This window comes from Amycolatopsis dendrobii (assembly GCF_014145675.1).
GTDB lineage: Bacteria > Actinomycetota > Actinomycetes > Mycobacteriales > Pseudonocardiaceae > Amycolatopsis > Amycolatopsis dendrobii.
In genome coordinates this window covers 163,645-187,042 of record NZ_JACGZW010000014.1, presented here as the reverse complement: position 1 = coordinate 187,042, position 23,398 = coordinate 163,645, and the positions used below count along the sequence as shown (strand labels likewise).

24 protein-coding genes are annotated in these 23,398 nt (G+C 68.5%); 16 read left to right on the top strand and 8 right to left on the bottom strand.

The genetic code is table 11. The features are described 5' to 3' along the window. Positions 1 to 62: 62 nt before the first annotated feature. The 4 genes from H4281_RS36220 (at position 63) to H4281_RS36205 (ending at position 4,353) form a co-directional block, all read left to right on the top strand. Entirely contained in the window at positions 63 to 1,199 is a 1,137-nt protein-coding gene (locus H4281_RS36220; protein WP_182895360.1) for an aminotransferase class V-fold PLP-dependent enzyme, read from the top strand. Then, entirely contained in the window at positions 1,196 to 2,434 is a 1,239-nt protein-coding gene (locus H4281_RS36215; RefSeq protein ID WP_182895359.1) for a metal-dependent hydrolase family protein, read from the top strand. Before H4281_RS36220 ends, H4281_RS36215 begins: the two co-directional genes overlap by 4 nt. 34 nt (positions 2,435 to 2,468) lie before the next feature. After that, positions 2,469 to 3,140 (top strand): HAD family hydrolase, encoded by a 672-nt coding sequence (locus H4281_RS36210; RefSeq protein ID WP_182895358.1) that lies wholly within the window; start codon positions 2,469 to 2,471, stop codon positions 3,138 to 3,140. 70 nt (positions 3,141 to 3,210) lie between these two features. Beyond that, the gene (locus tag H4281_RS36205) at positions 3,211 to 4,353 is read left to right on the top strand and encodes a TetR/AcrR family transcriptional regulator (RefSeq protein WP_182895357.1); all 1,143 of its coding nucleotides are present in this window, start codon (positions 3,211 to 3,213) and stop codon (positions 4,351 to 4,353) included. Here the strand turns inward: H4281_RS36205 and H4281_RS36200 are convergent. The 4 genes from H4281_RS36200 to H4281_RS36185 form a co-directional block, all read right to left on the bottom strand. Next, complete coding sequence (locus tag H4281_RS36200) at positions 4,350 to 5,561, bottom strand: oxygenase MpaB family protein (RefSeq protein WP_182895356.1); 1,212 nt, start codon at positions 5,559 to 5,561, stop codon at positions 4,350 to 4,352. The two genes, H4281_RS36205 and H4281_RS36200, sit on opposite strands and share 4 nt — an antisense overlap. A 256-nt stretch (positions 5,562 to 5,817) precedes the next feature. Continuing rightward, entirely contained in the window at positions 5,818 to 7,827 is a 2,010-nt protein-coding gene (locus H4281_RS36195; RefSeq protein WP_220508377.1) for a hypothetical protein, read from the bottom strand. A 66-nt stretch (positions 7,828 to 7,893) separates the two neighbouring features. Beyond that, entirely contained in the window at positions 7,894 to 8,085 is a 192-nt protein-coding gene (locus H4281_RS45265; protein WP_220508330.1) for a type 2 periplasmic-binding domain-containing protein, read from the bottom strand. 351 nt (positions 8,086 to 8,436) lie between these two features. Then, the gene (locus H4281_RS36185; RefSeq protein ID WP_182895354.1) at positions 8,437 to 8,901 is read right to left on the bottom strand and encodes an ArsI/CadI family heavy metal resistance metalloenzyme; all 465 of its coding nucleotides are present in this window, start codon (positions 8,899 to 8,901) and stop codon (positions 8,437 to 8,439) included. A gap of 83 nt (positions 8,902 to 8,984) precedes the next feature. Between H4281_RS36185 and H4281_RS36180 the strand changes: the two genes are divergently transcribed. From H4281_RS36180 to H4281_RS36160, 5 genes are read left to right on the top strand one after another with little or no spacing between them, the layout of a single operon-like run. Beyond that, positions 8,985 to 9,347, top strand: a complete 363-nt coding sequence (locus H4281_RS36180) for an ArsR/SmtB family transcription factor (protein ID WP_182895353.1) — start codon at positions 8,985 to 8,987, stop codon at positions 9,345 to 9,347. Further along, entirely contained in the window at positions 9,344 to 10,426 is a 1,083-nt protein-coding gene (arsB, locus tag H4281_RS36175) for an ACR3 family arsenite efflux transporter (protein ID WP_182895352.1), read from the top strand. The genes H4281_RS36180 and arsB overlap by 4 nt, the downstream gene beginning before the upstream one ends. After that, the gene (locus H4281_RS36170) at positions 10,423 to 10,821 is read left to right on the top strand and encodes an arsenate reductase ArsC (protein WP_182895351.1); all 399 of its coding nucleotides are present in this window, start codon (positions 10,423 to 10,425) and stop codon (positions 10,819 to 10,821) included. Before arsB ends, H4281_RS36170 begins: the two co-directional genes overlap by 4 nt. A gap of 51 nt (positions 10,822 to 10,872) precedes the next feature. Next, positions 10,873 to 11,205 (top strand): ArsR/SmtB family transcription factor, encoded by a 333-nt coding sequence (locus H4281_RS36165; protein ID WP_182895350.1) that lies wholly within the window; start codon positions 10,873 to 10,875, stop codon positions 11,203 to 11,205. Further along, positions 11,202 to 11,987: a methyltransferase domain-containing protein gene (locus H4281_RS36160; protein WP_182895349.1), complete on the top strand. Its 786-nt coding sequence runs from the start codon at positions 11,202 to 11,204 to the stop codon at positions 11,985 to 11,987. The genes H4281_RS36165 and H4281_RS36160 overlap by 4 nt, the downstream gene beginning before the upstream one ends. An 11-nt stretch (positions 11,988 to 11,998) precedes the next feature. Here the strand turns inward: H4281_RS36160 and glnA are convergent, their stop codons facing one another. Further along, positions 11,999 to 13,423, bottom strand: coding sequence for a type I glutamate--ammonia ligase (glnA, locus tag H4281_RS36155; RefSeq protein ID WP_182895348.1), 1,425 nt, complete (start codon positions 13,421 to 13,423; stop codon positions 11,999 to 12,001). Positions 13,424 to 13,595: 172 nt separating this feature from the next. Here glnA and H4281_RS36150 point away from each other — a divergent pair, with 172 nt between their 5' ends. After that, a complete protein-coding gene (locus tag H4281_RS36150) occupies positions 13,596 to 14,084 on the top strand; it encodes an RDD family protein (RefSeq protein WP_182895347.1) in 489 nt (162 codons plus the stop codon). Positions 14,085 to 14,150: 66 nt separating this feature from the next. On the opposite strand, the gene H4281_RS36145 is transcribed toward H4281_RS36150, so the two are convergent. Beyond that, a complete protein-coding gene (locus H4281_RS36145; RefSeq protein ID WP_182895346.1) occupies positions 14,151 to 14,879 on the bottom strand; it encodes a DUF4191 domain-containing protein in 729 nt (242 codons plus the stop codon). Between the two features lie 64 nt (positions 14,880 to 14,943). Here H4281_RS36145 and H4281_RS36140 point away from each other — a divergent pair, with 64 nt between their 5' ends. The 6 genes from H4281_RS36140 to H4281_RS36115 all read left to right on the top strand — a co-directional run bounded on the left by H4281_RS36140 (position 14,944) and on the right by H4281_RS36115 (position 20,809). Next, positions 14,944 to 17,043 carry an ATP-dependent DNA helicase UvrD2 gene (locus H4281_RS36140; RefSeq protein ID WP_182895345.1) on the top strand — a complete coding sequence of 700 codons (2,100 nt, stop codon included), beginning with the start codon at positions 14,944 to 14,946 and terminating at the stop codon, positions 17,041 to 17,043. 208 nt (positions 17,044 to 17,251) lie between these two features. After that, positions 17,252 to 17,530 (top strand): hypothetical protein, encoded by a 279-nt coding sequence (locus H4281_RS36135; protein ID WP_182895344.1) that lies wholly within the window; start codon positions 17,252 to 17,254, stop codon positions 17,528 to 17,530. A gap of 153 nt (positions 17,531 to 17,683) precedes the next feature. Then, the gene (locus tag H4281_RS36130) at positions 17,684 to 18,031 is read left to right on the top strand and encodes a WhiB family transcriptional regulator (RefSeq protein WP_067592977.1); all 348 of its coding nucleotides are present in this window, start codon (positions 17,684 to 17,686) and stop codon (positions 18,029 to 18,031) included. Between the two features lie 562 nt (positions 18,032 to 18,593). Then, entirely contained in the window at positions 18,594 to 19,640 is a 1,047-nt protein-coding gene (locus H4281_RS36125; protein ID WP_182895343.1) for a class I SAM-dependent methyltransferase, read from the top strand. Further along, a complete protein-coding gene (locus H4281_RS36120; RefSeq protein WP_182895342.1) occupies positions 19,637 to 19,819 on the top strand; it encodes a hypothetical protein in 183 nt (60 codons plus the stop codon). Before H4281_RS36125 ends, H4281_RS36120 begins: the two co-directional genes overlap by 4 nt. A gap of 186 nt (positions 19,820 to 20,005) precedes the next feature. After that, on the top strand, positions 20,006 to 20,809 hold the full coding sequence (locus H4281_RS36115; protein WP_182895341.1) for a maleylpyruvate isomerase family mycothiol-dependent enzyme: 804 nt from the start codon (positions 20,006 to 20,008) through the stop codon (positions 20,807 to 20,809). A 251-nt stretch (positions 20,810 to 21,060) separates the two neighbouring features. On the opposite strand, the gene H4281_RS36110 is transcribed toward H4281_RS36115, so the two are convergent. Together H4281_RS36110 and H4281_RS36105 are read right to left on the bottom strand one after the other, a co-directional pair. Then, entirely contained in the window at positions 21,061 to 21,834 is a 774-nt protein-coding gene (locus tag H4281_RS36110) for a type IV toxin-antitoxin system AbiEi family antitoxin (RefSeq protein ID WP_446680395.1), read from the bottom strand. Between the two features lie 255 nt (positions 21,835 to 22,089). Then, positions 22,090 to 23,391, bottom strand: a complete 1,302-nt coding sequence (locus H4281_RS36105; protein ID WP_220508372.1) for an ABC1 kinase family protein — start codon at positions 23,389 to 23,391, stop codon at positions 22,090 to 22,092. Positions 23,392 to 23,398 lie beyond the last annotated feature (7 nt).

Here is a 23,398-nt window from a genome sequence, read left to right as displayed (position 1 = left end):
CTTGCGCAGTGGAAGTGCTCGCTGTTCACTGTGGCTGACGGCAGCTCTCGCGGAGGTGACTCGTGGATCCCGACCGGTTCCGTGCCCAGTTCCCCAGTTTGGCCGACACCACGCACCTGGCTTCGTGCAGCCAGGGCGCGGTTTCCGTGCAGGTCGCCGCTGCGTTGGGGGAGCTGGCGTATTCGCTGCGCGACCAGGGCGCGCCGTGGGGCCCGTGGATGGCCGAAGTCGAGCGCTTGCGCACTGCCGCGGCGGGTTTTCTGCACGCGCGACCGGACGAAATCGCTTTGGTGCCCTCCGCGTCGCACGCTGCTTTCCAGGCGGTCAACGCGGTCGGCTTCGACGACGGCGGCGTGATTGTGTCGATGGCGGCGGAATTTCCGAGCGTCGGGCAGGTGCTGCACGCGCAACGTCCGGCGCGCGAGCAGATGCGGTGGGTCAGCCAGGACGCGATGCGTTCGCTTGGCGTGATCGAGGCTTACCGCGCCCAGATCGACTCGTCGACTCGGCTCGTGTCGATCCCCTTTGCCTTGTACACCAACGGTTCCTTGCAACCAGTAAACGAGATCGCCAAGCACGCGCGAGCCGTCGGCGCCCGAGTTCTGGTCGATGCCTACCAGGCCGTCGGCGTCGTCCCCGTCGACGTCGCGCACCTGGACTGCGACTACCTGGTCACCGGCACCCTCAAGTATTTGCTTGGCCTGCCCGGAATCGCGGTGCTGTTCGCCCGCTCCGGAGTCGAAGACCACCAGCCGCCGCGGATGACCGGCTGGTTCGGCCGCGTCGACCCGTTCGACTTCGACCCCGCTCTCCTCGACGTGCCAGCCACTGCCCGTCGCTTCGAGTCCGGCACTCCCGGAATCCCCGCCGCCTACGCCGCCCGAGCAGGCATCGAAGTCCTCAGCCAACTCGACCCCGAGGCGGCTTGGGCGCATGTTGCACGCCTGGTCGCGGAAACGACCGAACGCCTCGCCGCCGCAGGCGAAACCCTGAACGGACCCGCTCCCGACGCTCGTCCCGGTCCACAAGTCGCATTGGCCGACGCCGATCCCGTTGCGCTGGCGGACTTCCTGGCCGCGCGCCGGATCGTCACCGCGCCACGCGGGTCGAACCTCCGGATCTCCTTCCACTGCTACAACACCACCGACGACATCGACCGCCTGTGCACGGCGCTCGCGGAATACCGGAGGCACGCATGATCCTCACCGCCGCACGGCTCTTGACCGATGCGTCCGCCCCGCTGATCCACGATGCCGCTGTCGCCGTCTCGAACGGCGTGATCACCTATGCCGGACCGCGGAATTCCGCTCCGGACGGCCCGGTGACCGCTCTGGGCGACGTCACCCTGATGCCCGGATTGATCGACTGTCACGTCCACCTTTGCCAAGACCCGGGTTCCGGCGAAGTCACCCTGGAAATGTCCAGCGATCACGACGCACTGAGCCGCCGGATGACCGCCAACGCGCAGCGATTGCTGGACGCCGGAGTCACCACCGCACGCGACCTCGGCGCACCCGGCACGCTGGGCACCCGCGTCCGGGACCTGCTCGCCGCCACCCCGAACGCCACCCCGCGAATCCTCGCCGCGAACGCCCCGATCACCGTCACCGGCGGCCACGCCGCGTCCATGGGCGGCATCGCGGACGGCGTCGACCAGGTCCGCGCGATGGTGAAACAACACGCGGAGGACGGCGTCGACCTGATCAAAGTCATGACCACCGGCGGTTTCATGACTCCCGGCAGCCATCCGTCGGAAGCGCGCTACACCGTGGCCGAGCTGACCGCTTTGGTCGCCGAAGCACACGCTCGTTCATTGCCGGTGACGACACACGCGCTGGGCGTCGAAGGCATCGAACGAGCCGTAATCGCCGGAGTCGACTGCATCGAACACTGCGGCTGGGTCACCCGTACTGGCACGGAATTCGATCCGCGAATCGCCGAGATGATCGTTTCACGGGGAATCGCCGTGAGCCCGACCATGAACACCGCCTGCACCGCAGCGGACTACATGTGCCCGTGGGACGAACGCGACGCCGTCGTCGGCAACCTGCGCGCGCTGATCTCCTTGGGAGCCATCATCGTCGCCGGAACCGACGCCGGAATCCCGCTGGTGCACTTCGAACGCTACGCCGACTGCCTGGACACCTTCGCCGAAGCCGGAATGACGCCGCGCCAAGCGATCGCCAGCGCCACCTCAGTCGCCGCCGACGTATGCGGCCTGGCAGACGCAACCGGCCGGTTGGCCCCCGGCCTCCGCGCGGACGTCATCGCGGTGGACGGCGATCCGACCGAGTCGCTGGCCTCTCTGCACCACCCGCGTTTCGTTCTGGCCGACGGTCTTCAGCACGAAATCCGCAACACCGACCTGGGCACCGGCGATTCGGCCGCGCGGGAGCGAATCCGCCGGAACCTCGAACAGGGCGCCGGACGATGACAGACTGAGGACACGCTGACCGGGAAGGGATCCGATGCTTTTCGACTGGACACCACAGGCGGTCGTCTTCGACTGCGACGGCCTGCTGATGGACACCGAACCCTGCTGGTCAGTCGCCGAAACGGAGCTTTTCGCCCGCCGCGGCCTCCCGTTCGGGCCGGAGCAGAAGGCGCTGGTCATCGGCAAATCGGTCGCCGCGGCGGCCGACACCATGGCCGACGTGTTCGGCGAACCCGGCAGCGGCCCCGCGATCGCGGACGAGCTGCTGGCCATGGTGACCGACGTGGTGTCCGCCAAAGCCGAAGCGATGCCCGGTGCCCACGAGCTGGTCGATCTGGCCGCGGCCGCGGTGCCGGTCGCCGTGGCCAGCAACTCGCCCCGCGCGCTGCTGGAAGCCGCGTTGGAGCGAGGCGGCTTCGAGTTCTCGATCAGCGTGGCCGGCGACGAGGTCACTGCGCCGAAGCCGGCTCCGGAGATCTACCTGACGTCCTGTGCCCGGCTGGGCGTGGCTCCGGCGTCGGCCCTCGCGTTCGAGGACTCGATGACCGGCCTGCGGTCGGCCCGCGCCGCCGGCGTGCCCGTGGTCGGCGTCCCGACCTTGTCCGGCACCGAATTTCCCGCCGACGTCGTGGTCTCGTCCCTGCGAGACGCGGGTCTCCTCGCCTGGCTCCGGCGCTGGCGACAACCACGCCTCCCGCCCGCGTGAAGACCCGCCCGTCTCGTGATTGACTGGCCGGCATGGCCGTACTTCCGCATCCGAGCGTCCGGGGTCCGCAGTGACCTCCGAATCGGCTGCGGCCACCCGTCCGCGCAATCGCAAGCAGCTCATCGTCGAAGCGGCGGGCCGCGCCTTCAGCGAGCGGGGCTACCACGCGGCGTCCATGGAGGAGATCGCCGCCGCCGTCGGCATCACTGCGGCGGCGCTGTACCGGCATTTCCCGAACAAGTACGCCCTCTTCACCGAGTGCGCCAACGTGATGGCAGACCGCCTCGTCGCCGCCCTCGACGCGGTGCCTTCTGCCGCACCAGCCGAAGCCGTATTCCGTCCACTGGCCCAGGTCACGGTCGCCCACCGCGAGTCCGGCGGCCTGTACCGCTGGGAAGCCCGCTATCTCGACCGAGCGGATCGTCGCGTCCTGAGCGCGAAATTCGCCCAAGTCGTCGCGCGCGTGACCGACGTGGTGCAGCCGTCCCCGGACGCGGGCCTCCGCGCCGTAGCCGCACTCGGCGCGATCGGCTCGATCACTATGCACCGCACATCGATCGCCCACCACCGCGCGGAGAACTTGCTGACCGATTCTGCCCTCCGCCTCGCCACCGCAACGACCGCCCCGACCGCGCCCTCGGTGGAGTTGCCCGCCCAGCCCGTCGCCCGAACCCGCCGCGCGCAAATCCTCGCCGCCGCAGTGCCGTTGTTCGAACGCGACGGATTCGCGAACGTCACGAACGCACGTATCGCCGAAGCCGTGGGTTTGGTGCCTTCCGCGCTCTACCGCCATTTCCCGAACAAGGCCGAAATCCTGGCAGCCGCCTGCCTGCAAGCCGCAGGACTCCTGTCGCAAGCCGTAGAACAAAACCTCCACGGCACCACCGGCGCGCAAGCCCTGCCCGTACTGGCCGCGACCTATGTGGCGTACAGCTTCGAACACACCGCTCTGACCAACGTCGCCGCCGCCGAACTGGGCGGCCTTCCCGCCGCGTTGCAACGCCCGCTGATCCTGGCGCAACGCGAGCACATCGCGGTCTGGGAACAACAACTCCGGCTGGCCCGGCCGGAGTTGGACGCGCACCAAGCCCGCGTACTGGTGCACGCGGGCTTCGGCGCGGTAGTCGAAACCGGCCGGCGGCTGCGGTGGGAGGACACCCCCGGCCACCGCACCGCCGTCACCGCCTTCCTGCTGAGCGCGTTGGGACTCTAGGCGCCCGGCCGATTCGCCGCGGGGAGCGTGATCGGCGTCTGCGTGGGCGAGGTCCCGTTGTTGAGGTACAGCATCGAAATGCCGCGCACGAACTGATCGAAAAGGTAGAAACTGCCGGGCATGATCTTGGTCGCCCCTTCCCGGAACGCCACATAGGCAGGCCATTCGAGGCAGACCAACGCCGCCTGCGCGTAGTCGCGGGGGAGTCCGAGCCAATCGCCCATCTGGTCATTGAGCAGATACCGAACCAGTTCGTTGACGAACCCGGAATCGAGTCCGAGTGTCGGATTCTCGATATACCCGAGCAACGTCTTCGCCAGGCTGACCCCTTCCTCGGTCGGTCCGAGCACCGGCCACAACATCTGCTGCGCCTGCGCTTCCGCGTCCGCCCACGTCTGCGGGATGAACTGCTCCTGCACGCCGAGCAGATGCAGTGCGACCTGCCAGGCATGCAGATCCGCTTCCTGCTCCGCCGACGACAACGCGATGTTCCACTTGAGCATGTTGCTGCGCGCGAACGTCGCCACGGAATGGAACGTCCGCAAAATGTCCCCGTTGCTGATCGGCTTGGGCTGATCCGCGCCCGACTGATACTTCGCCGACGTCGGCAGCAAATTCCGCACCGCCGCGTGCACCAGCCGGGTCTTATTGGCCGTCACCACGAAATGCCCGTCCGGCGCCCAAGCTTTGGAATTGTGCAAGTCGTAGCCGAAGGTGAACGTCTTGGCGGCCCGCTGCTTCATGTCCGCGCCGCCAGCCGACCAGTAGACCGCCCTCGCCTCTCGCGGAATAACGGTGCTCATGATCCCGCTGCCGAGCGTCTCCGAGACGAACAGATAACTGCTCAACCGGGTATAAAGCTTCTCCGACGCGGCAAGCTTCGCCGGATCCGCCCACGACGGCAGCTTGTTGACCTGCTGCAGATACGCCACCAGGTAATCCGGCAGGCCGGCGGGCAACGGCGCGTTGTTGTCGATCCAGCTCTCCCAGGCTGTATTGACCGCCGCCACCTTGCCCTCGGCCAGCAACGCCTTGGCGACCGCGTCCGCGGTGTCGTCCCACACCTGGAACGGATCGGCCCCGGTTCCGCTCCCGGCGATGGACCCCTTGCCCGACCACGCCCACGCGGTGCCGGTGGTGCCCGCCATCCCCGCGATGCCCAACGCCGCGCCGAGGGTCAGCACCTTCCTTCTGCTGAGATTCTCCATGTACTTGTCTGCCTCTCTGGTAGGCGTCGTTGCCATCCCATCACCGGCCAGGGGCTGCTCGCCGCCCCCTGTCGACAGTCTCGGAAGAAGTGATTTCTCATTAACATAACGGCGCCGGTCGGCTGGTGGCAAGAGGTGTCGCCGCTCCGGATCACCGAGCCGGTGCGAGGACCTGCGGTTTCTGCCGAGGCCGAGGAACGGTCCCCGGCGAAGATCGACCGGCACCCGGGGCCGGGGCGGACGGGGCGAGCCGGGCTCAACCCCGCCGCTTCTTGCGGGCTTTCTTCGGAGACCGGGAAACCCCGGCCAGCGGATGCACGGTCGCGTGCCCTGGCCCGCGCCGGGTGAACACTTCCCGCAGCTCCGCGACGCCCGTTTCGTCGGGATGGCCGCAAGCAAGCAGGTTCGCGGTCAACCCGCGAGCTTCGTCGGGAGGAATCGTGGCGAGTGCGGCCGCGACCTCGTCGGGTCCGCCGACTTCGAGCAGGTGAATGAACTGCTCGACCATGCCGCGCAGGGTTTCCTCGTCGCTGAGGCTCTCCATCGCGAGCTCGCCGTTGTCGACGAGCAGTTGCACGGCGAGCGGTCCGAGCCGCTGGTCGTGGCGCAACTCCCGGAGCATCGCGGCACCGTCGGGAACAGCCTGAACGAGTACGTCGAGCATCGCCCGTGCGCGAGTGCGGAACGGGGAACGGCGGACAGCGTCCAGCAGCAGCGGCAGTCCGTGTTTCCGCCCGCCGTGGGCGGCTAGCCAGCCGGCCAGTTCCGTCTCCGCGGTCTCCGTGCTGTAGTGCTCGACGAGCAAGCCGAGCAATCCGTCGGGCTCAGCGCCGGCCAGCTCACCGACCAGCGGTGCGTGGCGACCGGCGGCGATCAGCCGGTCGCGGACCGCCCGGGTCGCCAACGGGGTCAGGGCCACCAGTTCGACGGTTCCGGAGGAAAGCGCGGCCCGCAGGCGGGCATCGGTGTCCGGCGGGAATCCGACAGGTCCGTCCGGGCCGAGATCGGCGTGGAACATCGGATCGGGTACGCCGGTCGTGAGCGTGACCGCGCCGATGTTCGCGAGCGTGGCGAACACCCGGCGCAAGTCCGCGCCGACTCCCTTCCGCCACTCGGTTTCGGTCGTCTCGTCCAGATCCGCGAACCAAACGGCTTCGACGAAGGACAGCCAGACGGTTTCCTGAAGCCGGACCACCGGCATCGGTAGCGGAAAGCCGTAAAGGGTGTTGAGAACGTCGGGCAGCACCACGTCGATGATGTCGCCGAACAACACGGTGTGCTCAGGCGCCCAGTGGTTTCCTTCAGTGACGAGTTCCGGGGAGGGAAGCGCGTCGAACGCCGCGGTCCAGAGGGCGAGACTGTCCCGGAGCAACCGCGCGTTCTTCGCGACGCGCACCAGCTTGCCCTTGACCACCCGGACGACGCGGATTTCTTTCGCCAGCTCGACCAGCCCGGCCAGCACATGCAGATCGGCGCTGCTCTGGGTCTGGTAGATCCGGTCGCCGATCGCCGGATCGATCTCGTCGCCGGTGTCCAGCAGATTCACCAGTTCGCGCGCGTCGGCCAGTTTCAGCTGACCGGTCGAGGTCAGCGCCCGGCCGTCGCCGACCCAGTCGACCAGTCCGCGCAACCGGGCGACGACCGGTGTCCGCTCCGCGATCGCCGCGAGTTCCGAGTCCGGGGGCAACGCCACCGGCAGTTGCGGCACCGCACGCTCCGGCTGGCCGCCGTCCAGCAGGTGCCGCGTCGCGATTTCTTCGAGTACCTGCTCGTCGTAGCTCACCTTGCCCGCGCGGACGTCGTCGAGAAAACGCTCCATGACCGCGTTGTCCGTGGGATCGAGGCCGCGCCGGAGCGCGTTCGTCACCCAGAACTTGGCCACGCCGAAATTCCGTTCGTCGGCCATCGCCGCGAGGAAACCAGAACTGGCTTTCGTCACCGCCGCGTCGAGGTCGGTGAGCGGATCGCCCGTGGGATCGGCCAGTCCGTTCGCGTGCAGCCAGCGCAGGAACAGCCGCAGATCCTCCGGGACGTGGCCCGCGTCGTCCGGGTCGGCCGACAGCGTTCGCGGCGTGTAGGACAACAGGAATTCCTCGACCAGGGCGGCGGTCCAGTATCCCAGCCGCCCGTCGATGCTCTGCTGCCGGAAATTCAGCGCGGATTCCGCCACCAGCGGATCGAGGCGCCCGAAATCGGCTGCGCAGCGACGGATCAGCAAGGCCTTGACCGCCTCGAACTCGTCGGCGTCCTCGGGCTCGAAATACATGCGCACGGCGGTTCAGAATCCTTGACGGAAGTCGGGGGCGAGCACGTGAACAGCGTAGGGGACAGCTCAGGCTTGCTGCCGGGGATGCGGCCCCACCCCAGGAACCCGCGTGATCTCCTCCGCGAGAAAGTCCCGCAAAAGCCGTACCCGGGTCAGCTCCGCCCGCTCCGGCACGACGAGCAGATTCAACGGCAACGGCGCACAGCCGTACCCCGGCAGCACCGCCTCCAGCACCCCGTCCCGCAGCAGGTCGTCCACCAGCCACCTCGGCACCGGCGCGATCCCGCGTCCGGCGAATCACGTCGTGCGCCGACAGATCTCCCGGCATCTCAGGCGTCCCACGCTGGGTGAGACAGTCGGGTGACGCGACCAGAATCTGGTGCGCCACCCCGAGCGGCCGCAGGCGCAGTTCGCTGTCCGGATGCCGGTCCTGGAAGTCGAAGATCAGCCGGCTCAGGTGCATGACCCCGAAGAAGGCCGAACACGAGATCCGCACTTTCCCGGACGCGCCGGTCTTGGCGTCCTCGACCTCCTGCCTCGCCTGCTCGTGACCGCTGCGTCGCCGCATTCAGCTCGGCTCGTGCCGAAAACGGCTGGCCAACGCTGTGCTCAGGCGCAGCAGCCCTCCGGCCGGGCGTCGTGGCCGGTTTCCGAGTTGCAGCACGTTGCCGCGGTGGTGAGTGCGGCGCTGTCAGTGCCGAAGGTCTGCGAATCGGCCTTGACCGTGTAGACCTCCCAGGCTTCCTGGCCAGGGCCGTGCACCCACACCTTGTCCTGGACCGCGTAACAGCAGGTCGTGTCGTCTTCGGTCAGCGTCTCCAGGCCCTCGCCGGTGAGGCGCTTGCTGGCCTCGTTGACCTGGTCGGTCGACTCCGCCTCGACTCCGAGATGGTCCATGACCGTCGCCTGGCCCGGCTCGCCTTCCAGGAGCACGAGCTTGAGCGCGGGCTCGGCGATGGCGAAGTTGGCATACCCGGGCCGGAGTTTCGCCGGTTCGGCGCCGAACAGTTTCGAGTAGAAGTCGATCGAGCCCTCGAGGTCCCCGACCCGCAGCGCGAGCTGTACCCGTGACATCCCGTCCTCCTTGAATAGATGTTTGTCGAAACAGTGTCGAGGCTTAGATTGTCCTCTACTTAGAAGTCTGTCAAGATAGACGCATGCCGAAACAGTTGCCGGTCGTCGCGATGGACGCCTGCTGCTCCCCGCTGGCTCGTGAACCGCTGAGCGAGGACCAGGCCGTCGAGTTGTCCAAGCTGTTCAAAGCGATGGCCGACCCGGTCCGGCTGCGGCTGCTTTCGCTGATCGCCTCCCATGCCGGCGGCGAAGCGTGCGTGTGCGACCTGACCGACGCGTTCGACCTGACCGGCCCGACCATCTCCCATCACCTCAAGGTGCTGCGCGAGTCCGGTCTGATCACCGGCGAACGGCGGGGCACTTGGGTGTACTACCGCGTTCATCCCGAGGTGCTGGCCCGGTTGTCGGCAGTGCTGGTCCCCGGCGACGCTCCGGTCCCGGCATGACCGGCACGCGCACCGAGGTGGTCGGCAAGCTGTCTACTTTGGACCGTTTGCTGCCCGTGTGGATCGCGGCCGCGATGCTCGCCGGGCTTCTCGCCGGCCGATGGATTCCCGGTCTGAACACCGTGTTGTCCGCGGTGGAAGTCGACGGGATTTCGTTGCCGATCGCGCTCGGGCTGCTGGTGATGATGTACCCGGTGCTGGCGAAGGTCCGCTACGACCGGCTCGGCGCCGTGACGGCCGACCGGCGGCTGCTGTGGCCGTCGCTGGTGCTGAACTGGCTGATCGGCCCGGCGCTGATGTTCGCGCTCGCCTGGCTGCTGCTGCCCGACCTGCCGGAGTACCGCACCGGGCTGATCATCGTCGGCCTCGCCCGCTGTATCGCGATGGTGATCATCTGGAACGACCTGGCCTGCGGGGATCGGGAAGCCGCCGCCGTGCTCGTCGCGCTGAACTCGGTGTTCCAGGTCGTCATGTTCGGCGTCCTCGGCTGGTTCTACCTGGCCGTGCTGCCCGGCTGGCTCGGCCTGCCGCAAGCGGACCTCAGCGTTTCCGCCTGGCAAATCGCCAAGAGCGTGCTGGTGTTCCTGGGCATCCCGCTGCTCGCGGGCTACCTTTCGCGGAAGCTGGGCGAACGCGCGAAGGGCCGCACCTGGTACGAATCCCGGTTCCTGCCGAAGATCGGCCCGGTCGCGCTGTACGGACTGCTGTTCACCATCGTGGTCCTGTTCGCCTTGCAGGGCGACCAGATCACCAGTCGCCCGCTCGACGTCGCCCGGATCGCACTGCCGCTGCTGGTCTACTTCGGACTCATGTGGGCCGGTTCCTACGCCCTCGGCAAGGCGGTCGGCCTGTCGTACGAACGAACCACGACCCTCGCGTTCACCGCCGCCGGCAACAACTTCGAACTCGCCATCGCGGTCGCGATCGCCACTTTCGGCGCGACCAGCGGCCAGGCTCTCGCCGGGGTGGTCGGCCCGCTCATCGAAGTCCCGGTCTTGGTCGCGCTGGTTTACGTGTCTCTCGCGCTTCGGCGCCGATTCACCGCCGGCTCCCCTGCGACCGCGGAGGCCGCATCGTGACCAGACCCGAAGTTCTCTTCGTCTGCGTCCACAATGCCGGACGCTCGCAAATGGCGGCAGCTCTCCTGCAGCACCACGCGCGGGGCCGGGTCGTCGTCCGCTCCGCCGGATCCGCCCCGGCTGACACCGTCAATCCCGCCGTCGTGGCGGTCATGGACGAACTCGGCATCGATCTCTCCCGAGAGTTTCCCAAGCCCTTGACCACCGAGGGCGTCCGATCGGCCGACGTCGTGATCACCATGGGCTGCGGTGACGCCTGCCCCGTGTTCCCCGGCAAGCGCTACCTCGACTGGAAACTCGACGACCCAGCGGGCCTTCCCCCTGAGCGGATTCGCCCGATCCGCGACGAGATAGACCGGCGGGTCCGCGCTCTGCTGGCCGAACTCGTCGCCTAGCTTCTCCTCTCTTCATCGTCTATCGTCGATGGGCGATGAAGGAGGTTCGCCGTGCTGGATCGCACTACCGCGGAGACCTACGCCAACTGGTTCCGGGCGCTCGCGGATCCGACCCGCGTCCAGATCCTGCACCTGATCGCCTCGGCGGGCCGCCCGCTGGCGGTCGGCGAGATCGTCGAGCAGGTAAGCGTCAGCCAGTCCACCGTCTCGGCGCATCTCAAGGTCCTCACCGAATCCCGGTTCGTCCTCGTACAGCCTCAAGGCACCGCACGGTTGTACCGGGTCAACGAGCAGTGCTTGTCCTGCTTCCCCAGCGCGGCCGACGTCGTCATGGGCCGCGCCGCTGTCGAGTTCGCCGACGTCGCCTGCGAGGTGACGCGATGAGACCAGACCAAGACGCGATCCGCGACCGCTACGCCGGCGCGGCTCGGCGAGCGTTGGCAGGCGAAGCGACCGGCTTGCTGTCCGGAGCAGGGGACACCGAGCGGCTCGGAGCCGTGCACTACGCGGACGACGACGTCCCCGAAGCAGTGGCCTCCACCAGTCTGGGCTGCGGAAACCCGCTCGCCGTCGCTGATGTGCGTCCAGGCGAGACCGTCCTCGACCTTGGCTCTGGCGGCGGCCTCGACGTGCTGCTTTCCGCCCGTCGCGTCGGACCCTCCGGCCGCGCCATCGGCCTCGACATGACCGAGGAGATGCTCGCTCTCGCCCGTCGGCATGCCGCGGAGGCGGAGCTCGGCAATGCCGAGTTCGTCAAAGGCACGATCGAAGCTATTCCCTTGCCGGACAACACTGTCGACGTCGTGATCTCCAACTGCGTCATCGCCTTGTCACCAGACAAACCGGCTGTGTTCGCGGGAATCGCGCGCGTCCTGCGCCCTGGCGGCCGGTTAGGCGTGACGGACATCCTCGCCGACGAAACCCTGACCGACGCGGAGCGCGCTACCGCTGACGGAGCCGTCGAATGCCTCGGCGGAGCACTGACGGCGGACGACTACCGCGGCTTGCTTCACGCTGCGGGGCTCGTGAACGTGGAGGTCCGGCGTACCCATGAAGTCGGGCCGAAGCTGTATTCGGCGATCATTCGCGCCGAGAAGCCGGCAAAAAACGGGACGGCGGCCGAGGATTTCCCTCGACCGCCGTCCCGTGTCCAGCAGGGGATGTAGCCCCGCGCCGATCACACGTCGTAGTAAAGCGAGAACTCGTACGGGTGCGGGCGAAGCCGCAGCGGGTCGATCTCGTTCTCGCGCTTGTACTGGATCCACGTCTCGATCACGTCGGGCGTGAAGACGCCGCCCTCGAGCAGGTAGTCGTGGTCCTGCTCCAGGGTGTCCAGCACGGTGCCCAGGTCGCCCGGGACCAGCTTGACGTTCTTGGCCTCCTCGGGCGGCAGCTCGTAGAGGTCCTTGTCGATCGGCTCCGGCGGCTCGATCTTGTTCTTGATGCCGTCGAGCCCGGCCATCATCATCGCGGAGAACGCCAGGTACGGGTTGCCCGACGAGTCCGGGCAGCGGAACTCGGCGCGCTTGGCCTTCGCGTTGTTGCCGGTGATCGGGATGCGGACGCACGCGGAGCGGTTGCGCTGCGAGTACACCAGCGAAACCGGGGCCTCGAAGCCCGGCACCAGGCGGTGGTAGGAGTTCACCGTCGGGTTGGTGAAGGCCAGCAGGCTCGGCGCGTGCTTGAGCAGGCCGCCGATGTAGTGCCGCGCCGTGTCCGACAGGCCCGCGTAGCCGGACTCGTCGTGGAACAGCGGCTGGCCGTCCTTCCACAGCGACTGGTGGCAGTGCATGCCCGAGCCGTTGTCGCCGGCGAGCGGCTTCGGCATGAACGTCGCGGTCTTGCCCGCGGCGAACACGGTGTTCTTCACGATGTACTTGAACAGCTGCAGGTCGTCGGCAGCGTGCAGCAGCGTGTTGAACTTGTAGTTGATCTCCGTCTGGCCGGCGGTGCCCACCTCGTGGTGCGCGCGCTCGATCTCGAAGCCGGAGTTCGTCAGCGCGCGGACGATGTCGTCGCGCAGGTCGGCGAAGTGGTCGACCGGCGGGACAGGGAAGTAGCCGCCCTTGAACTTCGTCTTGTAGCCCTGGTTCCCGCCCTCGGTGTCGGCACCGGTGTTCCACCAGCCCTCGACCGAGTCGATCTCGTGGAACGACAGGTGCTCGGCGTCCTCGAAGCGGACCGAGTCGAAGATGTAGAACTCCGCCTCGGGGCCGAAGAAGACGTTGTCGGCGACGCCGTACTCCGCGATGTACTGCTCGGCCTTGCGCGCGATGTTGCGCGGGTCGCGGCTGTAGGCCTCGCGGGTGAACGGGTCGTGCACGAAGAAGTTCAGCGAGAGCGTCTTCGCCTTGCGGAACGGGTCGATCCGCGCCGTCTCGGGGTCCGGCAGCAGCAGCATGTCGGACTCGTGGATCGACTGGAAGCCGCGCACCGAGGAGCCGTCGAAGGCGAGACCCTCTTCGTACGCCTCCAGGTCGAACGCCTTGGCGGGCACCGTGAAGTGCTGCATGACGCCCGGCAGGTCGCAGAACCTGACGTCGATCGACTCGACCTTCTCGTCGGCGATGAGGCGCTGAATGTCGTCTGGAGTAGTGGGCACCCTCGGTGACTCCTTCTCGTTCGTTACCGGCGGCTGTACTCTCTTCGGCTCACGCTAAGAGGGCGGTGTTGCCCGACCGTCACCCGAATGTTTCGCCGGTGTTAACGGGCCGCCGTCACTGCCCAGTCGACCAGGCCGGATGTGGTCCGCGCCACCGGCATACCCTGGACGGGTGGCGAGATGGACGGGTGAATGGCTGCCGGGCACGGGCGACGGCTCCACCGCGGCGGGCCCGCGCGAGGCCCCGAAGTGGCGCGGCGAGTCGATGGGCCTGCCCGAATCGGGCGTCGGCGCGGTGGCGAGCGGCGGCCCGCGCTTCCTCGCGCTCGTGCTCGACCTGGTGCTCGCCTCCCTGATCACGGCCCTGTTCGTGCGCTATGACCTGCAGAACGCCGCCGCGATGCAGACGTTCAACCTCTGGGCGGGCGCGGTCTGGGCGGTCATCACGGTCATTCCGGTCACGTTCTTCGGCTTCACCCCCGGCATGGCGGCCCTCGGCATCCGGGTGGCGCGCCTGGACGGGGCGACGATGGTCGGCGCGTGGCGTGCGCTGGTGCGGATGGTGCTCACGGCGCTGCTGCTCCCGCCGCTGGTGCGCAACGCCGACGGCCGCAACTGGCTCGACCGCGCCACCAACACCGTCGTCATCCGGATGCGCTGAAGTCCGCTTCCCCGAATGCGAAGAACCCCCGGCCGTGGCGGACCGGGGGTTCTCGGTAAGCAAGCGTCAGCGACGGCGGATGGTGCGCTGCACGTTCCGCATCTTCGCGCCCGCGGGCATCGGGCCCTTCGGCATCGCCGCGCCGCGCGAGCCGAGGGCGGCCAGCTTCGCTTCGAGGGCGTCGATCTGGGCCGGCTTGAGGTTGCGCGGCAGCTTCGTCAGGTGCGACTGCAGCTTCTTGAGCGGGACCTGCTTGTCCTCGTGCCCGATCGTCACGTCGTAGATCGGAGTGTCGCCGACCAGCCGCGACACGCGCTTCTTCTCCTGCGCGAGCAGGCTCTTCACCCGGTGTGGCGCGCCTTCGGCCACGAGGATCACGCCGGGGTGGCCGAGCACGCGGTGGACGGCGTCGAGCTGGGTCGTCGCGGCGACGGTCGGCGTGACCTTCCACTTGCCGCGCATGTTCTCCAGGGCCCAGGCCCCAGCGCCGGGCTGGCCGTCGGCCTTCCCGTAGACCGTGCGCTGCACGCGCCTGCCGAAGATGATCACGGCGAGCAGGATGCCGAGCACGATGCCCAGCGGCAGCAGCGTCCACTGGATGTCGAAGAGGAACCCGATGCCGAACAGCACGCCGGCGACGACCACGATCGAACCGACCATCCAGGGGATGAGCATCGGGTCTTCGCGGCGCTGCATCTTGAACGCCTCGAACAGCTGCCCGCGCCGGGCCTTGCTCGCAGCGCGCTTTTCCCGCTTGGCCTGCTTGGCCGCTTCCTTGTCCTGCTTGCCCGCCATATGACCAGGATACGGCCGCGTGCCCGGCCGGGAATCCGTCGGCCCCCTCTGCGAGGATCGCGGGGTGGCCATCGCATCGTCTCCCCAGAGCCGGCAGAGCCGCGCGAGCCTGCTCGACGGGCTTGATCCCGAGCAGCGCGCCGCCGCGGCGGCCCCCCGCGGCCCGGTGTGCGTCCTCGCGGGCGCGGGCACCGGAAAGACCCGGACGATCACGCACCGCATCGCCCACCTGGTCCAATCGGGCCACGTCGCGGCCGGGCAGGTACTGGCAGTCACCTTCACGACGCGCGCCGCGGGGGAGATGCGCACCCGGCTGCGCGGCCTCGGGGTCGACGCGGCGCAGGCGCTGACCTTCCACGCCGCCGCCCGCCGTCAGCTCCGCTACTTCTGGCCGCGGGTCGTCGGCGACCGGCCGTGGGACCTGATCGACAACAAGTTCCGGCTCGTCGCACAGGCCGCCCAGCGCGTCCGGCTGAGCACCGAGACCGAGGTGCTGCGCGACCTGGCGAGCGAGATCGAGTGGAGCAAAGCGTCGCTGGTCTCGCCGGACGACTACCCCTCGGTCGCCGCGCGGACGCAGCGCGACACTCCCGCGCCGGTCGCACAGGTTGCCGAGGTCTACCGCTGGTACGAGGAGCTGAAGACGAACGCGCAGGTCCTCGACTTCGACGACCTGCTCCTGCAGACCACCGCCGTGCTGGAAAGGCACGAGGCGGTCGCGGCCGAGTTCCGCGACCGGTACCGCTGCTTCGTGGTCGACGAGTACCAGGACGTCACGCCGTTGCAGCAGCGGCTGCTCGACGCGTGGCTCGGCGGCCGCGACGACCTCACCGTCGTCGGTGACGCCAACCAGACCATCTACTCCTTCGGCGGCGCCTCGCCGAAGTCGCTGCTGGAGTTCACGCGGCGGTTCCCGGAGGCGACGGTCGTGCGCCTCGAACGCGACTACCGGTCCACACCGCAGGTCGTCGCGCTGGCGAACCGCGTGATCGGCGCCGCGCGCGGACGCCCGGCCGGGTCGCGGCTGAAGCTCGTCGGGCAGCGTCCGGAGGGGCCGGATCCGCGGTTCGCCGAGTACGAGGACGAGGCCGCCGAGGCCGGCGCGGTCGCGCGGCGGGTCCGCGAACTGCTCGACGCGGACGTGCCGGCGAGCGAGATCGCGGTCCTGTTCCGGGTGAACGCGCAGTCGGAGGCGTACGAGCAGGCGCTCACCGAAGCCGGGATCCCGTACCTGGTCCGCGGCGGCGAGCGGTTCTTCCAGCGCACCGAGGTGCGGCAGGCGATGGCGGCGCTGCGCACGGCGTCGATGGAACCGACCTCGTTGGAGCTGGTCACGGCGGTGCGCTCGGTGCTCGCGCGGGTCGGGCTCACCGAACAGCCGCCGTCCGGCGGAGCGGCGAAGGAGCGGTGGGACGCACTGCTCGCGCTGGTCGAGCTGGCCGAGGAACTGGCGGCGGCGGTCGAGGACGCGGATCTGCCGCGCTTCGTCGCGGAGCTCGAGCAGCGCGCGGCGGCGCAGCACCCGCCGACCGTTGAAGGCGTCACGCTCGCGTCGCTGCACGCCGCGAAGGGGCTCGAGTGGGACGCGGTGTTCCTCGTCGGCCTGTCCGAGGGCACGATGCCGATCTTGCACGCGGACGGCGACGACGCCGCGATCGAAGAGGAACGGCGGCTGTTCTACGTCGGCGTCACGCGGGCCAGGGAGCACCTGTCGCTGTCGTGGTCGCTGTCGCGCGGGCAGGGCAGGGGACGCAACCGGCGCCGCTCGCGGTTCCTGTACGGGCTGATCCCGGAGGACCACCCGGCGGCGCGCATCGCCCGATCGCAGCAGGCGGCGAAGCCGGGGTCGAACGTCGCCCGCTGCCGGCTGTGCGGCGGTCCGCTGGTGCAGACCATGGAGGTCAAGCTGGGCCGGTGCGGGAAGTGCCCGTCCACAGTGGACGAGGATCTGCTGGAGAAGCTGAAGACGTGGCGCGGGGAGCGTTCGCGGGAGTTGAAGGTCCCGGCGTTCGTCGTGTTCACTGACGCGACGCTGATGGCGATCGCCGAGCAACGGCCGACCGACGACGGCGCGCTGGTGTCGATCTCCGGGATCGGCGCGACGAAGCTGGAGCGGTTCGGCGCCGAGGTGCTCGACGTGGTCCGGTCGTCGATGCGATCTTGACCGCGTCTTCGCGGTGATCGATGCGGCGAACCTGCAGCTCGGAGGCGATCTTCGGCTTTTCGGCAGAGATTTGGGAAAATAAGTTGCCCCGGTTGCGCCGGGGCGCATAACCTGCGTAGGCACCCGGGCGAGAGCCCGGTCTGGGGATGAACACGACGGCTGCCGCCTCGAGCGGCGCAGTCCGACAGAGAAAGGCGGTGCCGGTGAAATGATCAGCAATCTGATGCAAACGAACCCTGGCACCGGTCTGTCTCTCTGCATGACCGTTGACGCCCCGCGCCAGGGCACCGGTGTGTCCACGTTCGCGCACATCGACGGAACGCGTCGTCACATCGACGGATTGCGTCGCATCGAGCGCAACGGGGCCCCGGCCGGCATCACTCTCGCGAGCGCCGCCGTTGTTGCCGCGTACCCGCAGGTTGATGTCGATCTGCCGACCATCAAGCAGTTCCGTGTTCCGTTGTCGATACGGGAGCGAAGTTCCTGACCTGACGTCAGGACTCAAGGCTCACGAAGGCCGCGGAACCGGTAACCGGATCCGCGGCCTTCGTGTTTTTTTGGCTGCACAACAAGAAGGAACAAGTTGTCCAGTTCGATCGCCCACCGCCACACCACCACCGCATCGCAAAGGAGCACGGAAATGTCATCCGCCATCGCCCTCGCCGAGGGCCCCTTAGCCGAAGGGTTCGACATCGGCGACCTGCTCGACGGGGTCGCCGAGCCGGAACTCCCCTGCCGCTCGCGCGACGCGGACCTCTGGTTCGCCGAGTCGCCCGCGGAACTCGAGCGGGCCAAGGCGTTCTGCGCCGGCTGCCCGGTCCGCGAGGCCTGCCTCGCGGGTGCACTCGCCCGGCGTGAGCCGTGGGGTGTCTGGGGAGGGGAGATCTTCGAGCGCGGTGCGGTGATCGCGCGCAAGCGGCCCCGCGGCCGTCCGCGCAAGAACGCCGCCCTCGAACCCGCCGCAGCAGCCCGGAGCGCAGCCGCATGACCGTCAACCTCATCACCACGCGCGATTTCGAGGCCCGCACCGGAAAACCGGTCCGCGTTCAGCCGAAACCCAAGCAGAACAAGTCTCAGGAGACCACGAAGATGTTGCTTCACGAAGAACTGTCCCGAGCGCGAATACGCGACCTGATAACCGAACACGAAGCCCAACGCCCGTGGCGCCAGGCGCGAGCCGCGCGCCGCTGGTCACGGGTAGCCCGCTGGGCGGCCAGCCGAGCGGAGCGGTACCAACCACCCAACTAATGCGGTACGGCCTTGGTCAGGCAGGCGCCGGGTCTCGGCCCCGCTGCTTGCCCTGACCGGCCGCTTTGTTCCGGAAGCCAGGTGCCCCGCAGGCCAGGATTGCCTCCAGTCCTGGCCTGCGGGAACCGGTTCGTCCGGACGTTGATCCGGCGCAGGTTCTTGCCGCCTGATCACCCAGTCGCTGGGTGATCAGGCGACCGGTTCCGTCCGATCCCTTCGCTGAAACGAGCCTGGAAGGTCCGTCGGGGGACAGTCCAGGCTCGTTCTCGTGCGGAAACCGCGGACAGGTGTTCAATGAGTCCGTGTCCGGACATACGCACGACCACATCGACTGGGCTGACCGGCTGGTTCTCCTCCACGCAGCCGATACCTTCGACGCTCCTGCCCACTCCGCCATCGCCGCCCGTTTGGTGGCGAAGCTCCCGGCGAACCCCACGGTGATCGACCTTGGCTGCGGAGCAGGCGGGATGAGCACCCACTTCGCCCAAGCCCTGGCCGCTCAATCCGGCGGCACGATCATCCTGGTCGACGCGACCCCCGAACTGCTCCGCGAGGCCGAACGCGCCGTACGAGCCGCCGCCAATGTCGCGCAGGCCAACCGTGCGGACGGCTCACCGCAGACGCACAACGGTCGCGCGCCCGAGAGCCGCGCCGAGCCACCGGGCGGCAATCGCGCAGCAGTCGAGGACGACGCCCGGGCTGCCGACGGCACCGCCCGAACAGCCGAAGGCATCACCCCGACAACTGATGGCATCGCGCAAACAGTCGAGGTTCGCGCGGTAGTCGCCGACCTAGCCGATGGTTCCCTGCCCGACTTGCTACCCGCCGCGGATCTCGTATGGGCATCACGCGTCGTGCATCACCTTCCGGATCAGCAGGCCGCGATCAGCTCGCTTACCGCGGTCGCGCGGACTGGCGGCGTCGTCGCGCTGGCTGAGGGCGGGTTGTCTTTTTCTTGCCTCCCTTGGGATCTAGGACTCGGACGGCCCGGTCTAGAGGACCGGTTGCAGGCCGCGCAGGCCGAATGGTTCGTCGGGATGCGCGCGGGCATCGACGGAACCGTGCCGATGCCCTACGGCTGGCCACTCGCGCTCGAACGCGCCGGACTCGCCGACGTCAGCTCGTTCAGCGCATTGGTGGACCACCCCGCACCTGGCCCGGACGGTCTCGCCGACTACGTGCACCACCACCTTTCCCGTCTCGCAACGCACGGTGCCGACCACCTGTCGGACGAAGACCGCGCGACGCTAGCTGCCTTGCTCGACCCGGACAGCGCCCACTACCTCGGCAACCGCCGCGACCTCTTCCTGCTCGGCGCCCGCACCGTGCACCACGGACGCCGACCATGACCGCGCCCGACCCCACGTGCTCACGGTGCGGCCGCGCACGTGCCACCGAAACCGACCCGCTCGCGACCCTGGCCTGGGTGAGCACCAAGGAAAACGGCCACCAGCGCTGGCTCTGCCCGGACTGCGCGCGCAACCACGTCCGGGACATCGAAGGCAAGCTGCCCGACGAGTACTGGTGACCGGCCCGCGACCAGATGCGATGAGTGTTCCGGACCACGGCACCGGGACGCTCCAAGACGCGGTCAGCTTGAAACTCGGAAAGTTCTGCGAGTCGTGTCGATTCCCGTCACCGTCGTTCGACGCGTAGTCGAAGGCGCCCGCAGGGGGCCTAGGGAACTATCACCGGCTATCGCAAAGGACCTCCCATGACTGAGCTGGACTCGGAACGCACCCGGCGCGCGATCGTCGAGCACACCCGGCGCCTCGCGGAAGCGGCCGCCGCGGCCGGACCCGGCGCCGCCGTGCCGACAGCCCCGAAGTGGAGCGTCTCTGACCTGGTCGCGCACGTCGGGCAGACCCAGCACTGGGTCGCGGAGATCATCGAGCGGCGCATCACCGACCCCACCCGATTGCCCACCGAGATGGCCACGCCGCCTGCCGACTCCCGTGACTGGCAGGACTGGCTGTCGGAGTCCGCACAGCGAGTCGCCAGCGCGTGTTCTCCCGACGCGCTGGACGCGCCGGTCTTCAACGCCTCGGGGGACACCAGATCGGGGACGCAGTTCTGGATGTCCAGCATGCTCAACGAGGCGGTCGTCCACGGTTTCGACGCCGCCAAAGCCGCGGACCGGCCAGCCGACATCGACGCCGACATCGCCGCTGCACTCATCACCAACCACCTCACCATGCTCACCTCGCCCACCTGGCAGATGCAGCGGCCCGCATCCGCACACGCCCTCCGGGGCACCGGGCAGACCCTGCAGTGGCTCGCCACCGACGTCGCCGACGGCGCGGGCGCGTGGTTCGCCGAACGGCGTCCGGATGGGGCGGCCTGGCAGCCCGTCACCCGCGAGGCGGGCGTGACGGTGACCGGCCCGGCGCGATCACTGCTGTTGCTCTTGACCCGACGACTCCCTCTCGCCGACCGCGCTTCCGCCGGCGTCACCGTCGAAGGCGACACCGCCCTCGTCCAGCACTGGCTGGACAACACCGCCCACGCCAGCGACTGACTCCGATCGCCACAACGGCTATGGGAACACTGCGGACAGGCCAAGGAGAAACACGACCACTGCTAGGAGCCGAGACGGAATTCGCGGCGGATTTCGTCGACGCACCTCGCCGCAGTTGGTCAACTACGGTGGCGAACCACGGACGCGCACGGTTCAACCGCACCTCACGGCCATGCCAGAGGCCGTCCGGATGCATTGAGCACTAGTGCCAGCCGAGTTCCGCTCGGAGAAGCATCTCCATCAAGTTCGCGTCATGCGGCATTTCCTGTCTTGTAGACGGCGCGCACTTTGGGACGGGGCGTGCGCGTCGCGTGGCGGTAGGCGTTGAGGAGTTCTGTGCTCATCTCCTCCGGTGATTCCCGGAGTTGGCGTGGGGTGCACCGAAACAGCACGGTGCCGGTCGCGGCCAACGCCAGGTGGCTGAAGTCTTCCGGGCCCGCTGCGGTGCGGTAGCGCCATGCAAGGCCGATCTCGTCCCACCAAGCGTCGGCGGTACCGAGCCGGCGGCCGCGGCGGTCGCAGACCGCGACGTTCCATTGCGGGGTGGGCAGCGGGGTTCGTTGGAGGACCCGGAGTGCTTGCCCGTGCGCGAAGGTTTCTTGGTCGTCGAGGTTGCGCAGGACAGTGCGTACCGCGGCTGAACCGCGCTGGTTTCCGGTGTTCAGTTCGGTCGTCAGTTCGGCGCGGTCGGCCAGGCCCCAATACAGCGGCAGCGAGACCAGTCTTGCGATCTCGTCCGGATCGTTTTCGCGCCGGGCCAGGTCGAGGGCGGCGCGGGCGGCGCTCGTGTAGGGCAGGCCGTCGATCTGGATCGCCTTGGGCATCCGGGCGGTGCGGTAGGTGATGACGCTCGGTTCGTTGGACGGCCTTCGGTTGTGTGGCACCAAAAGGTGGATCTCCGGAGTCCGCGGATGGCTGATTCCGTGTGCGCACAACGCATCCGTGCCGGTGATGATGGTTCCGCGTCCGTACCGGGCGACGGCTGCGTGCAGGAGTTCTTCTCGGCTCGGGGGTTTGTCGTGCACGAGATACACGCCGGAGTAGACCTGTCGCCACGGTCCGCCCGGGCCGGAGAGCTGTGCGGCTCTTCGGTCGGAAATTCCTGCGACTCGCAGGTGCCGTCTGTGGAGTACGCCGTGGGAAACGAGATCACCGAAAGCGAGCGAGTCAGTGCTTGTCGTAGTCGTCATACATCGAGAATGACGCCTTGATCAACTGTGCGAAACCACCCTGCGCAATCTGTGGACAACTCGGTGTGGTCGCCCCGTCTTGTGGATAACTCAGGCCGCGAACCCGGGCTGCCACCGTTCCACGATGCCGCGAGCGGGGATCTCGGCGTCGAGCTGGCACAGGATGCCCGTCGAGCCCGCGGTGACCCGGTGGATCATCAGGTACTCCGGCGGCAGGTTCAGGGAGCGGCCGACGTGGAAGTCGTTGCTGCGCGAATCGCCGACACGCCCTGCCTGTCGTTGCATCCAGCGGCGTGTGAAGTGGAACGTCGGCTCGGCCAGCGGCTCGGTGAACGGCGCGAGGTAGGCCAGGACTTCGTCCGCTTCCAGGGACGAGTCCGCTCGGACGAAACGGTTCTCGCGCAGCAGCCGCATCAGCTCGTCGGAATGGCCGTCCAGGGCGAGTCGCGTGATTTCGCCCAGATGACGCGGAATTCCGTGCGGCAGCTTCGCGACGCCGCCGAAGTCGATCACGCACAGCCTGCCGTCGCTGGTGAGCATGAAGTTGCCGGGGTGCGGGTCGGAGTGCAGCAGATGCGCGCGCGCCGGCGACGAGTAGTGGAACTCCGCGAGCAGTCGCCCAGCCAGGTTGCGGGTGGCCGGGTCGCCGTCCGAGATGATCTTGGCCAGCGGCGTGCCAGTGGCCCACTCGCTGACCACGACCTTCGGCGCGCTCGCCACGACGCGCGGGATCAGGAACTCGGGATCGCCTTCGAACGCCTTCGCGAACGCGCGCTGGTTGTCGGCTTCGGCGAGGTAGTCGAGTTCCTCGTCCATCCGCTCGGCCAGCTCCGTGAGCAGCGGTTTCACGTCGGTGCCCGGGACGAAAGCCTGGAACAGCCTGCTGAAGCGCTGAAGCTGGCGCAGGTCGCTGCGCAGCGCCTCGTCCGCACCCGGGTACTGGACCTTGACCGCGACCTCGCGACCGTCGTGCCAGGTCGCGCGATGCACCTGGCCGATGCTCGCCGCGGCGGCGGGCTCGTCGTCGAAGTGCGCGAACCGTCCGACCCACGACCGGCCCAGCTGCTCGGCGAGCACGCGGTGGGTCTGCCTGGCCGGCATCGGCGGAGCAGCTGACTGCAGCTTCGTGAGCGCTTCCCGGTACGGCTGCGCCATGTCGTCCGGCACCGCGGCCTCGAACACGCTCAGTGCCTGCCCGAACTTCATCGCGCCGCCCTTGAGCGTGCCCAGCACCTCGAACAGCTGCTCAGCGGCCTTGGCCGAGAGCGTTGCACTCACCTGCTCAGCGCTCTGCCCCGCCAGCCGCTTGCCCCAGCCGCCCACCGCTCGTCCGGCGATGCCGAGCGGAAGGCTCGCCAGCTTCGCGGTACGGGCAGCGCCGCGGCGCGGCATGGCGGAA